Genomic DNA, 13,613 nt, shown 5'->3' with positions numbered 1-13,613 from the left:
CACCAGAAAAGCACGAACATATAGGCGGTCAATGCCGACGCGAGTGCTGTCTCGTAAGCGCTCTACGACTGCTGCACCCCAACGAGCGGCCATCCGTGCTATCGACCTTTAGCCAGTCCCAATGACTGCTTGATGCCATACAGCGTCCGTATAAATGGCGGCGGCCATTGCCAGCTACCGCTGCACCGCCGTCGTTCGATTGAGGTCATGGCCTGCAACCTGGTCAGAGCAAACCGCGCGGCGCCCACCAGAAGCCCTAACCGTCCTTCTGCCAGCTTGCCCAAAATGCCTGCGCAGCAGGCCGCTCCCACCGCCACCTAAGAAGCGCTACTTCATTCAAACTTGGCCAGAAGCAGCATCCCTGTCTCAGCCTCGCAACGCGCACTCGCGTATCGAATATCCGAAAAACCATTGCACCACTGGCGGCATTGGCATCTGGCCACTGAGGTGATATCTACGGAGGATGCGACTCCTATTTGCTGGCGATCCACACGCTCAATTCCGGCACATCATTGATTCCGCCCACCAGGCCGATGCCGTCGTCCTACTAGGTGACATGGAGCCCACCAGGCCGTTGCACGAGGAATTGGCGCCACTGCTCGAGCGCAAGGTGCCTGTCTGGTTCATCCACGGCAACCACGACGCTGATAGCGATGAGCTCTGGATGCGGGTGTGGGGTAGCGAGCTCGCCGAGCAGAACATTCACGGCCGCGTCATTGAGCTGGCCGATGGCACGCGCTTGGCCGGTCTAGGTGGCGTCTTCCGTGAGGCTGTTTGGTACCCGGATCCGGCTGCCGCTCGAGGCGGCGAGCCGGCCTTCCGAAGCCGCGAGGCACATGCCAAGGCGACGCCGCGCCAGGACCGCTGGGGCGGCGGTCCGCACCGCCGGCACTGGGGCACGATTTACCCGAGCGAGGTCGACCACCTGGCCGATCTGCGAGCAGACATCCTGGTCACGCACGAGGCCGGCGGCTACCACCCGAACGGCTTCTCGATCCTCGACACCCTCGCCCAGCAGCTGGGAGTAATGGTCACCGTCCATGGCCACCATCACGACGCACTCAACAGCTCGGCTCGCTGGCAGGCGCAGGGATTCAAGTCCTTCGGCGTGGGCCTGCGTGGCTTGTCAATGCTGGACACAACGGACTGGACCTGGTCCATCGTCCGACCTGGCGAGCTCGACCAGGCACGCGCAGGGAGATCAATGTGATGGACAAGCCGGATCCGTTTGTCAGTCCATATTTTGGCCCCTGGGACCCATCCATCAAGCGCCTGGCTGAGGCGCACCCGCTGCTATTCCGAAACAAGCCTCCAAAGATTTGGAGCGACCTCGCTGCAGGTTGGTACCAGGTCGTCGATCAGCTCTGCGATCAGATCGAGACGACGTTGCCGCCTAGTGAGCTTCGAAAGCTCCAATTTACGCAGCTCAAGGAGAAATTTGGGACGCTGCGGATCCACCTCGAGTACCGCGGCAGCTACGACTCCCCCACCTGGTCCACTGTCCGCGAGCTGATCGACGCAGCCCAGCACGTTGCTGACAAGACCTGCCAGGACTGTGGTGCTCTGGCCGAGCTGCGGCAGCACGGCGGGTGGTACTTGACGTTGTGCGACGAGCACTTCGCACAGCGGACGTCGAAATGAAAATCCAGCTCGCGTCCGATTTGCATCTGGAATTTCAGCGGCCGAGAACGCCAGCTCGCATCATCGAGCCATCACCAGGTGCCGACCTCCTCGTCTTGGCCGGCGACATCGGCCAAGGCACCAAAGCCATCGAAGCGTTTGCCGATTGGCCGGTTCCGGTGGTCTATATCGCCGGAAACCATGAGTTTTATGGCCACAACTGGGAGCGCACTCGCGCCGAGTTGCGCGAAGCCGCCGCCGGAACCAACATCACCTTCCTCGACAACGACCAAGTCGAGTTTGGCGGCGTGCGATTTCTTGGCGCCACACTGTGGACCGATTTCAAGGTTCCTGGTCGATCCCAAGCGGACTCGATGCGGGAAGTCGGTGTCAGCTTGAATGACTACTTTCAGATTCGGACAAGAGATCGACAGCTGCTCAGCACTGCGGACACCCTGATCGATCACCTGGCATCACGCACTTGGCTCGAGGATGAACTTGCAAAGCCATGGGCAGGCAAGACGGTGGTCGTCTCGCACCATGCACCTCATCGGATGAGCATCCATCCGCGGTACACCAGCAGTCGCATCAACGGCGCCTTCGCTAGCGACTTGACTGAGCTGCTGAGGCAGGCTGACCTATGGGTGCATGGACATGTGCACGACAGCTTTGACTACAAGGTTGCTGGCTGCCGAGTTGTTGCGAACCCTGCCGGCTATTGGCATTCGTATCACGGTCAAGAAAACCAGAAGTTCGATCCTGCCTTGGTCTTGGAAATCGAAAATCGATGATCGTATTTTTGGACATTGACGGCGTGCTGCACCCAGTTGGCGCCAGCGTTGACCGTTTTTTTGAGCACGACAAGTTGCTGGCCTCATGGCTGCGCGAGCAGCCTTGCATTCAGCTGGTCATCTCGAGCAGCTGGCGAGAGACCCACGGACTCGACGAACTCAGAGAAATGTTGTTTCACTTCGAGCCCAACCTCAAGGCGCGGGTGATCGGCGTGACTCCGATGTCAATGGGCTCTGGCGTCGACGCGGAACGGTCTTCCGAGTGCAAGGCCTGGCTGATGGACAACGGCCACGAACAGTCGGCCTGGATCGCGCTCGATGACGACCAGGACCTGTTTGACCAGGCGGTGAGAAGGGACCACCTGGTGCTGTGCGATCAAGCGACCGGTCTTGATCGAGCGCGGCTTTCTCTTGCCTGGCAGAAACTGCGACGCCAGCAGAGAGAACGGTCGCAGCCATCGCAACGCCGGAGATACCGGTCGGCCAATCCACCGATCCACGAGATCAGCGTCGAGGAAGAGGCCGAGATCGTCGCGACGATTGATCGAGCTCGGCAAGCCGAGGCGGCGGCGGCCGGAGATGCCGTCGCCGCTGCAGCTGCGAGGCGAGAGCAGTGGCGGGCGCTACCGGCCGATCAGAGGTGGGCGGCGACGGTGTTCCTCGACATCGACGAGGTCCTGTGCGTTGACCAGCCGTTTGCTGCCTCCTCGCTGCACAAGGCCTTTGCCGATGGCCTGGTGCCAGAGCCTGAATTTTTCGATGCACTCTTCTCGCGGGCGGCGCGGGAGGCACTCGAGAATGTCCACGATCAATTCCATGGCCGCGTTCGCTACGTAATCAGCAGCAGCTGGCGCGAGCATTTCACGCGCGCGCAGATCGAGTTGGTCCTGCGAAAGACCGGCTTTGACTTTGTGGCAGATGGCCTTCACCCGGGCCCGGCTTGGAGGTGCTACCAGGCCGCTTTCACCGGCGACAGACAAATGGACATCGAGTCATGGCTCGAGCACTTTCATTGCGGGGAGCCATTCGTCGTTCTCGATGACAAGCACAGTGGTGGACCTCTAAGGTTTCATCGTCACTTCGTCCTGGGCGAGGTGCTTTACGGCCGCGTGGTGCTTTGCCAGCCTGGCGTCGGGCTGACCATGGACCACGTCGGCGAAATCTTCGTGGCACTCGGGAGGCCGGCATGAGCTTGCCAACGTGGACGGTCACAACCGACATCGTTGAGGCCGGCATACGCCGTCGTGGACTTCTGATCGGGCGCTTCGAGCTTGAGGAAATTGCGCCGAAGGAATTCACCAAGCTGGTTGGACTGCAGGCCCAAGCGGTGGTGAGCGGTCTCAGCTGGTCGGAGGTATCTGAATTTTTGCTTTCGCATGAGGCCTGGAATGCACTTACGTGCGAGGACTTCGTTCGAGGCGGAAAGATCTTTGCAGTTGCTCGAGTCGACATCCCGGAGCCACAAATTGAAACGTAGCCAGAAGCTGTCGATCACGACCAGGTTGAAACGCCGGCAGGACGGCACCCAGGAGGTCGTGGTGCCAGAAGGCCTTTCACAGTGGCGTCTTGGCCAGAGGATTTGGTTTCAGGTAGTGAACGGTGGCATTGAGATCACGGCGAGGCCGAAGGGCCCAGGGGTGCTCGCCGCCACAGCAGCCGAGTACGCCGCGGCTTGCGGTCGCTGCTCAGGGATCGCATCCGATGAATCAGGCATACAGCCGGCGCCACGCGTACTGGAACTTACGCGTCATCGAGTTCGGATCGGGCGAGGACACGTGGAGCGCAGTCCACGAGGTGCACTACGAGGCAGATGGCAGCCTGAAAGGCTATTCGGCGAACCCAGCCATGTTGATGTGGACAGCTGACGACGAGCCTGGTGCTCCGCAGCGCTGCCTCGCCAAGTTTCAGCGCGCACTGGCTGAGCCTGCAATCAAGGCCGCGGAGTTCGAGCGGTGAAGGGACGCGGGGAACTGGTGCTCTACCTCGACCTGGATGGCGTCGTGCACCACCATGCGGTGTACCAGGACCGACGCCGGGGCATCTACATGAGTCCCACGGAGGCGCCTGGTCGGCGCCTATTTGAGTGGGCCGATCTCCTAGTCGAGCTCTTGCGACCATACCCCAGCATCGGGTTGGTGCTCAGCAGCAGCTGGTGCCGCCGGCCTGGCTACGCACGCACGCTCAAGCTGCTGCCGTCGGAATTGCGTGCGAGGTTTGTTGGTGGCACCTTCCATCGCTCTGTCCACGGCGCCGATCAGGGCGCAGAGCTGGAGTTCGCATCGCTGCCTCGAGGCGTTCAGATCGCCCGCGACGTTGCCCGCCGGCGGCCGCGAGGTTGGCTGGCGCTCGACGATGACGGCATTGGCTGGCCTGACGAACACCGCGTCCATCTGCTGTTGTGCGATGGCCGAGTAGGGATTTCGGCTCCCGCGACGCAAAACGAGCTGCTGCGACGGATGTCGAACATGGTGAATCCGATTCGAGACCATGAGCCGGACGCGATCATCGACATGTTCGACTCACTAGACGGACCGGATCAAGTGGCCGAGGACCTGAGCGATCCAGCGGTTGCCGCTCGCTGCCAGGCGGCCGAGGACAAATGGCGCGTCGCATTTCCAACCATGTTTCAAGTCGTACGCAGCGGTGACCTGCACGAATTAGCCTCCAACGTGTTCGAAACTGTTGACGAGGCCGAGGCCTGGCTTCGTCGGCCTCATCCACTGCTGGATGGCCAGGCACCTCTCGAGGTCGCGGCAACTGCCGCTGGCAAGCAGCGAGTGATCGATATGCTGGTCGCGATCAAATTTGGCGGGGTCTGCTAGTCGTGATGGATTTCCATGACCCCAGCCAAGAATCGAGCTCGCTTAGCCTGGGCCCGTGTTGTCCGTCCGCGCAACTGCAGCCCAGGCGCGCTCAGCAAGATCATTCAGCTGCTCGTCGGTCGACTCGAACGTCGGATCGAGGAGGTTGGGTATTCGGCCGCAAATCTCGACCACATCAGCCCAGGTCAAGCCAGTGTTTGGGTCGACCAGATACAGCTGGCGGCAGCCATCGGCATAGCGGTCCGGGTCGTCGTCGAGCGCAAGCCATGATGAGTCCGATGCTCCGTTACCAGCAAGCCAGGCAAGCACCTCACGATGATGGCCTGGCAGTCGGACGTCACCGGCGCCGATGGGAATCATCGGTGTCGCGCCAACTACCCGGTCCTGCAGATCAGTAGGGAAGATCGCCTGCATCGCTTCCACACACGTGAATTCACGGAATGAAGAGGACACGACGACCCGTGCATGTGGCCGTCGTTGGAGGACCTCGGCCAGCACATACATGCTGGCCCAGCGGTGCTCCGGTCTAGTAATTGCTGGATGCAGCACGCCATCGAAGTCCAGGAATATGTAGAAGTGCATCCACGATGGATAGCACGCCGACGCCAGGCCGCCAAGGAAAAACTCGATAGTCGGAAGGCATCAAATTCGACGGCCCAACGGCGCCCCGATCAGGCCTAGCCGGCATCGATGGTGTTTTGGATATCTCTCCAATTTGCGGTTGGAAATTTGGCCCTTGGTGGTAAATCGCATGCTTATGGCCAAAAAGCATGCGTTTTTGGGGCGCTGGCTTCCTGCAACTCATCCGCTTTGCCGCATTTTTGAGCAGGCGGCTTCCTGTAGTTCATCCGCTTCGAGCTCGTCCGCCACTTCCTAGCGGCGGCGCTCAGTGAATCAAATATCTGGTGTGCAGCGATTTGGGCCCAAACAGGCCTCAAGTGCCGCTTCTTGGTCGGCTAGGACGCGATACGGATGTCGCCGCCGCCTTCGTTCTCACATTGCCAGGCCGCCGTCCTGTAGCTCATCACATTGACCCAGGCGGCCTTGTTGTATGCCATCACATTTAGGGGGGCGCCGCATACGCTCTTTAAAGGACCCTTCAGAGGGGCGTCCCTGTCGCCTTGAGCTGCATCCCGCTCAAGACCATTGCCCAATTTGTGGCGACAGCCCGGAAGGTTGTCGTCTTCCCCGCTTCGAGGATGAATGGCTTCGCCTCATAGCCCAGGGTCGATACGTTGTTGGGGGCGCCAAATTCTGTCGCAAGGATCACGTCATTCGTAATGTTGCGCGGATTCATGGGGGCCCCATCCTGATACACATCCAACCTGAACCTAGGCCCACCAGCCTCGATAGTGCTTGTTTGCGATGCGATCAACCGCACTTCTCGGCGGTATGGTTTGGCCGGCATCGTCAAGGACAGTTCATTGGTGCCGCCTGGCCAAATGGTCTCATTGACGTCTGGTGCGGGCTTTGGAGGGGGCGGCTGGATGATGATTGGTGGGCGATACACAGGCACCAGGAACTCGTCGCTCACCATGCCACCGCCGGCGACTCGTCCAAAGACGTTCCCAGATATCACCTGATTGCCAGATGTCCGCCTCAGCTGAATGATGGCCTCGCCGGAAAATGGATTCGCCGCGAACGCGCCGATGCTGACCAGGTGCTCTGCAGGCACAACGAGCGTCGGATCCGACATCTGGCCGTTCCCTCCCTCAGGGAAGTAGGTGACCCTGATCTGGCAGCCGAACTCGGTTTGGTTCTCGACACAGCAGGCAATGCCAACTTCGTTCGTCCGGCAGCATTCCAAGAATGCAGCGAGCTGGGCTGTGCTGACAAACGAGCGGTAGTAGGCTGACGAGCGTGACACATTGATCTCGCGATGCATCAGCTCGAATCGAGCGCGACGCATCTCTTTGAATTCATCCCAGTTGCCGGTGAAGTAGTCGGGAACTGTCGCGCTGGCCTGCTGCTTCTTGACCTCGTAGTTCGACTCGTTGACGAGTTCGAGGAAAGATAGCTTGTACTCTTCGTCGACTGTCAGCATTTCGACCTGCGGGCGGAGCGCAGCAGAGCACTCAATTGGACTAGCCATGGTCACCTTTCAGATGCAACCGCGATCAACTGAGGTGGCATCGTTGAGCTCGCGATTCGACCCCTCGATGCCCGGCGGACATAGGTGCCGCAACTTGGCAGAGCATGTCGGCGCCCAGGTGCAGTGGCATCATCAATATTGTTGACATGACCTGACCTGCCCTCTTCCGCCATCAAATGGCTGCGACCAGTGAAGGAGGATTCCTTCTGCACGAGGGCTCAGCCCGACCCTATCCGACACCGGTGCTGAGGCAGGCCTTAAGACTTTCGTCGTTCGACCAGGTCGGCTGCAGTCGCAATGTCTTGCGGACACATTACGCGTCTATGCCCGGGCCCGCCATTCGTGCATGGAATTCGATAGAGAAAGGACATCGAACTCGATGGCCATTCAGTGCGCCGCATCTACTCACCGTGCGCCACCTCAGCACGGCGGAACGCCCCACTCTGGCGATCATCTGACAACATGCTTGATCGGATTTCGCCCAGTTGAACATCAGTTGAGCATCAATTGATGTCCAGTTGGTGTTCAGTTGGACATCAACTGGACATCGCCGCTCGACATCTTGGTGTGTAGGCGTGCCCAAGATCCAGCTAGACATCAATTGATGCTCAACTGATGCTCAGTTGATGTCTAACTGGACAACATCTGGCGGTCAGCGCTGGCTTGCTGACGAGCCTTAGAACTTTTCTGCCAGCCTGCCAGTTCCAGCCCGGGAGGGCATGAATCTCACGCGCTCAAGTTCGAAACCTCAGCGCGTCTAGTTCTCCAGATGCATGCCTCGTTGTGATGCGTTCGTCACCATCAGCTTGGGCAATTTCAAATTCTTTTGCTGATTCCTTGACGAAAAAAAAGCATGTGATATCTCAAGGATGGAAGGGGCCGGGGAACACGGAGCAAGAGCCAACTCCACTGCGTGAAGTTTCGGCCTGCGGCCGTCTTGCCAGGGTTGCACCCTGGACCCTGCTCGCGGCCTCCGGCCACTGCGCAAACTGATATCGGAGATTTTTGATGGGAAAACGAGGACCTAAGCCGCTACCACCGCACCGTCAGCGAAAGCATCGAATTGGCGTCTGGCTGAATGCAGTCGAGCTCAAGGATCTTGCGGACCGCCTGGGTCAGCCGGACCTCGTCGACCTTGTCACGCAGGGAGGCGCCAACGCGAGAAAGGGCGAGAAGCGAGCCTCCGAATACATGCGAACCATGTCATTCGGCCGCAAGGTGAAGCTCTCGGTTCCGTCGGTCAATCGGGAGGCATTGGCCGTGCTCGGTCGCCTAGCAAGCAACGTGAATCAGACCACCAAGTCAATCAACTCAGGCAGCTTGAATCCAGACCACCGAGAAGTTCTGGACGGCATCATCGGCGACATAGCGCAGGCTCGAGCTGCCGTGTTGGGAATTCGACCATTGGAGGCACCCGCCCAGCCGGACATGGAGGAGATGCCGCTTCTCGATCTTGACGACTTCGCCTCGATGTTCAAGTGATGTGGACTCGACGCTCAACCGATCACTGCGAGTCTGAGGCCCGCCAATGAAAGCCATGCAAAACGTTCGTCGGGGCAATGATTTTCGCGGAGTCGTCCGCTACGTTTTCAAGAACAAGAATGCACGGCACTTGTGCAACAGCGATGCCTTTGGCGCTCGCAATCAGAGGGAAATGGTTCGGGAGTTCGATGCCGCCTACGTTCTGCGACCGGACTGCAAGACCCCAGTTTGGCACCAGGCCCTTCGGCTGCCTGCTGGCGAGTACATGAGCGACGAGCGGCTCGAGGCCTTTGCACGCGACTACCTGCAGCGCATGGGCTTTCGCGATGGGCTAATGCAATGGACGGCCGTCATTCACGATGAACCAGAAGGCCTTCACCTCCACATTGTCGCGAGCCGAGTCGCCCTAGATGGACAGCTCTGGTATGGACGGAATGCGAACTTCAATACGACCAAAATTGTCGCGGACATGGAGATCGAGTACGGTTTGTCGATCTCAAGAAGCCCGTCATTCATTGCAGTAGTGGGTCCAGACGGCGAAGTCACCTACAAACTTGCCGATAGCGAGCCGCGGACCCGTAAGGCCAGCACCAAGGAGCGTCAGCGCATCGAGCGTATCAACAACAAGCTCGCCAAAGCCGGTCTGGATCCTATCGACCCACGCGGCGAGTTGCAGAAGGTATTGGCTCTTGCCCGCTCAAAGGGAGAGCTTGGCGGCCTCGGCGCGTTCCTCAAGGTTGTCGAGGACGCTGGCATCATCGTCCACGCCAGCATTGCCGGCCAGGACAGGGACAGAGTGCAAGGTCTGTCCTTCTCGACACCCGACGGCAGCCGTTTCGCGGCCTCGGACATCGGCCGTATTTACAGCTGGCCGCGGCTGTCCAAAGACATTGGCTACCAGCCAGAGGATCTCCACCTGCTGAAGAAGCGCAGCGACCGCGACCGCGACCGCGTCAAGGACGCCACTGCCGCTGTGGCCTCGGTGCCGAAATCACATCCGGTGGCGCCTATCCATCCGGTGTTGGTGGAGTCAGCGCTCGAGATCAAGGTAGTCGACGTTGAAGTCGTCGTCCTCGCTCCACTGAAGACCCAAACCATTGCCGAAGCGCTTGGCCTTGCATCGGTCATGGATCTAGCTCCACAGGCACCAGCCAAGAGAGCATCTGATGCGACTTTCGCCAGGAGGGCTGCAGAGGAACTCCTTAGGTGGATGACGAACCAGCGTCAACGCGCCGCTAAGACTCTCTCAACCACTACTAGCGCCGTCGGCGCCCCCAACTATGTCAAGCACCCACAACAGCTCTCAGCCTACGCCCGTGTTCACGCCAGTGGAAGCTCTTCTCTCACTACCATTGCGGCCGCTGGTGGCCGCACTATCACCGGACAAGCAACCCTTGACAGTCTGCGTACGTTGCCCTCTGGCGCTTTGGTACTCGACACAAGTCGAGGATCGCAGCAAGGTGCAGGCCTATTGCCGCGCGATGCAGCTCCTGACCTGGTCGCCAAGCAGCGAGCATCAGCTGACGGACTGCGACGAGCTCCGGCTGGCACTGGAGCTGTCGAAAGAGTCCCAAGCCTGAAACCTGGGTTGCTCAGCCGTGGAGCCAGCGTACCGGCAGATGCTGTGATGAATGCGCCAATGCCCGGAGTGCTCAAGTCTCAGACGCCGTCGGATCCGCCAAAGCCGTTGCAGAAGGTCGGGTCCGCGGAGGAACTCGCCATGGCGAGCACGTTGAACCAAGCCACGCTGATGCACCAGGCTGAGTTCCAACGCCGACTGGGCAAGATCTTGGCCTCGTTGCGCGAGCGCGTGACTTCAGGCGGCGGAGATGTGGTGTACCTGCAGGCCGCGGCTGCGTTCTTACAGCGCGAGCGCGCCGAGGGCCGCGAGCCCGATCTGGTGGCATGGCGCGAATTCGACAGGACCGCAGGATCGAACGCGATGGCACTGGCGCACTTGCCGGACCGGGCTGGTGAGGCGCTCTCGCGGCTGTCGCCGGCCGCCTTGCGGAGCCCGGCCGCAATGCAGAAACAAGTGGCAGCGGAAGCGACAGCAGGTATGGAGATGGAAGTGGTGATCGAAGCCTACGGCCGCGACATCATGGAGAAGCGACGAAGTGCGCGCGATGCCTCCACCGAGGCGCAGCGTAGCAAGCGGAACCGGAGGTAGCGTCGTGGATGACCCGCACCACCGGGCCAGCGCCTGCAAGCTGCAAACCATCGGCTTGCACGGCGCTGAGTGCTACCTCGGAACGACGCGGCGAGGCCGGCAAACAGAATGGGCTTCAATGCGTTTGTTCATCGTCCCAAGACAGTGTGCGTCGTTCCTCCCTGAGTGGCGCCCGTGCCGCGAGCTATGCACATAAACATGCCTGGTTGCACTACGTCGGATCCGACCCGACGCCGTAGCGGTGCTTGCGTAGCTCGATGCCAGCTTCAGCCCGCTGGCGTTCGCTGAGGATCATCTGGTCAAGGCTGTCGATGAGCCAGACGGCGAAGGCCTGTACGCGTGGGCTCTCGTCGTTCTTCCAGGCAGCAATTTCGGCGCGTTTGGCCTGATAGGCCTCGAGCATGCCGAACTCGCCCCGCACGACACCGGTGCTTTCTATCGCTGCAGCCACCTCGCCCCAGGCTGAGGACCGCTCCGGGACCACCTTGATGATCTCCTTGCAGATGTCGAGGACCGGCACGTCGCCGGCGTAGGTGCGCACAACACCGATCACGAAATCAATGTCCGTCGGATGCCCCGTCTTGCTGAAGGACAGCAGCTCGGCCTGCAAGGCCGCGTTGAAGTCAGGAAACACCGCCTTGATGAGGCGCGCGCCGCCGTAGTACGGGAACATGCCTGCGTCGTCAGACGTGAACTCCGCCCTAACGGCGCGCAGCAACTCGCCGGGCAGCGTCGACAGCAGCTTGTCCACCCTGTGCAAGTTGTATGGAATGGCCTCGAAGCGGGCCTCGTCGCCGTCGGTGAGGCTCGGATCATCCTCGAGCTCCCGCTCTGTGCGCACGCGGGTCATCATGAAGTTCAGCACCGCCTTGGGATCGGTCTTGCCGATGGCGGACAGCACTTCCTCAGTCTCATATCCGATCTTCCTGACCGATACGATACTGGCCAGCACCTCGGCGCGCTCTTCAGCATCCATGGCCTCGACCAGCTTGCTGATATCCCGGCTGAACCAGACCACGTTGACCCAGCGCGGATCGTTGCGAGCTGTCACCAACCGCATCCCCTTCTGGAAGATGCCCTTGGCTTCTGCTTGGCCGAGGCTGAATTGGCGAGCGGCAATGCCCATCGACTCAACGATAGCGGCCGTACCTTCCGAGTCATCTGCTTTCGCGGCCTCATCCATGATCTCGGCCAACAGCTCTAAGCGTGGGCGCTCATCGACATTCAAGGATTTGGCAATCGTAGAAAGCTTGGACCGGTCGACGGCCATCCAACCTTTCACTAGAGTCAGTGCGTCTAGCGCGCGGTCGCTCTCCCACAGGCCACGCAGCAATGCAATCTCAAAGGGCTGCATCCGGCCTTCATCGTTCTGCAGCAGGTCCAGCGCCATGGCTGGCATCCGCCGCGCCAGTGACCTCAGGAAATCGTAGAAGAACGGAAACATAGCTAGGTCGTCGGACCGAGTCTTGGCGAACTCCAGAATGCGCGCTCGCCACTTTGGGTATGTTTCCGGTGTGATCTCTTGCAAGTACCGCTCGGAAGCGGCGCGCCTAGTCTTGTCACTGTTCTCCCAGTCGGTCTGGGAACTCTTGAGTTCCTCCCAGACGCCATGGATGCCTTCGAAGCCGATCAGGTCCTTGTAAATCGTGTATTCGCTGAGCTGGGAGATCGCGTCTCGAATCTCTAGAGCCGCCGCCGCAATCGGCTGCGAAGCCGCGTGATAGAAATTCCAATAGGCATCGTGCTCAATGGACTGGACCAACTGCAGTTCCTGCGATGCGACTTGGTCCCGAAGGAAGTTCAGGACCTCGACGGCATTGCGCTCAAACATCTCAGAGGTCCGGACATCGCTGCTTGGACGCTCGCGGCGTGTTGCTGACCCAAATGTCTGCAACACGCGCTTGCGGTGTGGCACATCCTCGCTCAGCAGGAACATCCGCTTGAGCAGAGCGATGGCGGCGTCTCGCATCTCGGCGACGCCTCCTCCTGCCGGCACGCCACCACGGCTGATGTTCACCGCGTTGTAGGTCCAAGTGTGGCCTTCGATCGCGGGCGACAGTACGTTCCGGAGCATGCTTAGCGCGATGCCCCCGTTGGCGAGGAGCGGTCCATCCTCCATCCTAGCGAAGTACTCGACGATCTCCTGCTGCGGCCGCGCGCCCAATGGCGGAGTGCCGTAGAACAGGTTCAGGTCGAAAGTGGCCAGCGATTCCAGCGCGCGCTCCGCCTTGTTGCGAGTGTCAGAGTCCTTGGAGCGCGCGATCTCCAACAGGAAGTCCATCAGCGCATCAATGTGGATGTAGCGAACGGCATGCGGAACGTCGACCGCTTCGCGGATCAGTTGCTCGGCTGAGCGGTACCTTCGATGGCTGGCGGCTACCGGCTCGCCACCCCATGTCAGCTCCCGCTGCTGCACCGAGCGAACGAAGGCGGTCAGCATGGGAAGGACGCGGTAGCTGAAACGAGTGGCCAGGACGGCCAGAATCTTTAATGCTGCGGTGAGGTCGTCGTACTCGGTGCTGGTGTTTAGAACCCCTTCAACCCGGTCCATTTCGGTCAGCAGCTTTCCTTCGACCGCCGGCGATGGGTCAGTCACAAGGTTGGCGAGAGCTGCAAGGCGGAGATCGAAGTCCATA

At 60.2% G+C, this 13,613-nt stretch carries 12 protein-coding genes; 9 read left to right on the top strand and 3 right to left on the bottom strand.

Annotated elements, in window-relative coordinates; all coding sequences use genetic code 11:
• Positions 1–463 precede the first annotated feature (463 nt).
• The 7 genes from ABT392_RS01690 (at position 464) to ABT392_RS01660 (ending at position 5,233) form a co-directional block, all read left to right on the top strand.
• Entirely contained in the window at positions 464–1,210 is a 747-nt protein-coding gene (locus ABT392_RS01690) for a metallophosphoesterase family protein (RefSeq protein WP_395384267.1), read from the top strand.
• Positions 1,210–1,641 (top strand): hypothetical protein, encoded by a 432-nt coding sequence (locus ABT392_RS01685; RefSeq protein ID WP_395384268.1) that lies wholly within the window; start codon positions 1,210–1,212, stop codon positions 1,639–1,641. The genes ABT392_RS01690 and ABT392_RS01685 overlap by 1 nt, the downstream gene beginning before the upstream one ends.
• Positions 1,638–2,411: a metallophosphoesterase gene (locus ABT392_RS01680; RefSeq protein WP_395384269.1), complete on the top strand. Its 774-nt coding sequence runs from the start codon at positions 1,638–1,640 to the stop codon at positions 2,409–2,411. The genes ABT392_RS01685 and ABT392_RS01680 overlap by 4 nt, the downstream gene beginning before the upstream one ends.
• On the top strand, positions 2,408–3,601 hold the full coding sequence (locus tag ABT392_RS01675) for an HAD domain-containing protein (RefSeq protein WP_395384270.1): 1,194 nt from the start codon (positions 2,408–2,410) through the stop codon (positions 3,599–3,601). The genes ABT392_RS01680 and ABT392_RS01675 overlap by 4 nt, the downstream gene beginning before the upstream one ends.
• Entirely contained in the window at positions 3,598–3,888 is a 291-nt protein-coding gene (locus tag ABT392_RS01670) for a hypothetical protein (protein ID WP_395384271.1), read from the top strand. The genes ABT392_RS01675 and ABT392_RS01670 overlap by 4 nt, the downstream gene beginning before the upstream one ends.
• A 224-nt stretch (positions 3,889–4,112) precedes the next feature.
• Entirely contained in the window at positions 4,113–4,367 is a 255-nt protein-coding gene (locus ABT392_RS01665) for a hypothetical protein (protein WP_395384272.1), read from the top strand.
• Positions 4,364–5,233 carry an HAD domain-containing protein gene (locus ABT392_RS01660; RefSeq protein ID WP_464970887.1) on the top strand — a complete coding sequence of 290 codons (870 nt, stop codon included), beginning with the start codon at positions 4,364–4,366 and terminating at the stop codon, positions 5,231–5,233. The genes ABT392_RS01665 and ABT392_RS01660 overlap by 4 nt, the downstream gene beginning before the upstream one ends.
• Before the next feature lie 42 nt (positions 5,234–5,275).
• On the opposite strand, the gene ABT392_RS01655 is transcribed toward ABT392_RS01660, so the two are convergent.
• Positions 5,276–5,815, bottom strand: coding sequence for an HAD domain-containing protein (locus ABT392_RS01655; RefSeq protein WP_395384274.1), 540 nt, complete (start codon positions 5,813–5,815; stop codon positions 5,276–5,278).
• Between the two features lie 517 nt (positions 5,816–6,332).
• On the bottom strand, positions 6,333–7,277 hold the full coding sequence (locus ABT392_RS01650) for a hypothetical protein (RefSeq protein ID WP_395384275.1): 945 nt from the start codon (positions 7,275–7,277) through the stop codon (positions 6,333–6,335).
• Positions 7,278–8,333: 1,056 nt separating this feature from the next.
• Here ABT392_RS01650 and ABT392_RS01645 point away from each other — a divergent pair.
• A complete protein-coding gene (locus ABT392_RS01645) occupies positions 8,334–8,807 on the top strand; it encodes a hypothetical protein (protein ID WP_395384276.1) in 474 nt (157 codons plus the stop codon).
• A 46-nt stretch (positions 8,808–8,853) separates the two neighbouring features.
• Complete coding sequence (locus ABT392_RS01640) at positions 8,854–10,977, top strand: relaxase/mobilization nuclease domain-containing protein (protein WP_395384277.1); 2,124 nt, start codon at positions 8,854–8,856, stop codon at positions 10,975–10,977.
• A gap of 211 nt (positions 10,978–11,188) precedes the next feature.
• Here the strand turns inward: ABT392_RS01640 and ABT392_RS01635 are convergent, their stop codons facing one another.
• Positions 11,189–13,612, bottom strand: a complete 2,424-nt coding sequence (locus ABT392_RS01635) for a hypothetical protein (protein ID WP_395384278.1) — start codon at positions 13,610–13,612, stop codon at positions 11,189–11,191.
• Between the last annotated feature and the right edge of the window lies 1 nt (position 13,613).

The sequence above is a fragment of the Paucibacter sp. JuS9 genome (assembly GCF_044043925.2).
In the GTDB taxonomy this organism is placed as follows: domain Bacteria; phylum Pseudomonadota; class Gammaproteobacteria; order Burkholderiales; family Burkholderiaceae_C; genus JAUASW01.
This window is presented reverse-complemented; position numbering and strand designations above follow the sequence as displayed.

Excerpts from the sequence above, each read along its gene's own strand:
- ABT392_RS01690 (WP_395384267.1), top strand. The coding sequence starts at position 464 with ATGCGACTCCTATTTGCTGGCGATCCACACGCTCAATTCCGGCACATC.
- ABT392_RS01680 (WP_395384269.1), top strand. The coding sequence starts at position 1,638 with ATGAAAATCCAGCTCGCGTCCGATTTGCATCTGGAATTTCAGCGGCCG.
- ABT392_RS01635 (WP_395384278.1), bottom strand. The coding sequence starts at position 13,612 with ATGGACTTCGATCTCCGCCTTGCAGCTCTCGCCAACCTTGTGACTGAC.
- ABT392_RS01650 (WP_395384275.1), bottom strand. The coding sequence starts at position 7,277 with ATGCTGACAGTCGACGAAGAGTACAAGCTATCTTTCCTCGAACTCGTC.
- ABT392_RS01655 (WP_395384274.1), bottom strand. The coding sequence starts at position 5,815 with ATGCACTTCTACATATTCCTGGACTTCGATGGCGTGCTGCATCCAGCA.
- ABT392_RS01645 (WP_395384276.1), top strand. The coding sequence starts at position 8,334 with ATGGGAAAACGAGGACCTAAGCCGCTACCACCGCACCGTCAGCGAAAG.
- ABT392_RS01685 (WP_395384268.1), top strand. The coding sequence starts at position 1,210 with ATGGACAAGCCGGATCCGTTTGTCAGTCCATATTTTGGCCCCTGGGAC.
- ABT392_RS01665 (WP_395384272.1), top strand. The coding sequence starts at position 4,113 with ATGAATCAGGCATACAGCCGGCGCCACGCGTACTGGAACTTACGCGTC.
- ABT392_RS01640 (WP_395384277.1), top strand. The coding sequence starts at position 8,854 with ATGAAAGCCATGCAAAACGTTCGTCGGGGCAATGATTTTCGCGGAGTC.
- ABT392_RS01675 (WP_395384270.1), top strand. The coding sequence starts at position 2,408 with ATGATCGTATTTTTGGACATTGACGGCGTGCTGCACCCAGTTGGCGCC.
- ABT392_RS01670 (WP_395384271.1), top strand. The coding sequence starts at position 3,598 with ATGAGCTTGCCAACGTGGACGGTCACAACCGACATCGTTGAGGCCGGC.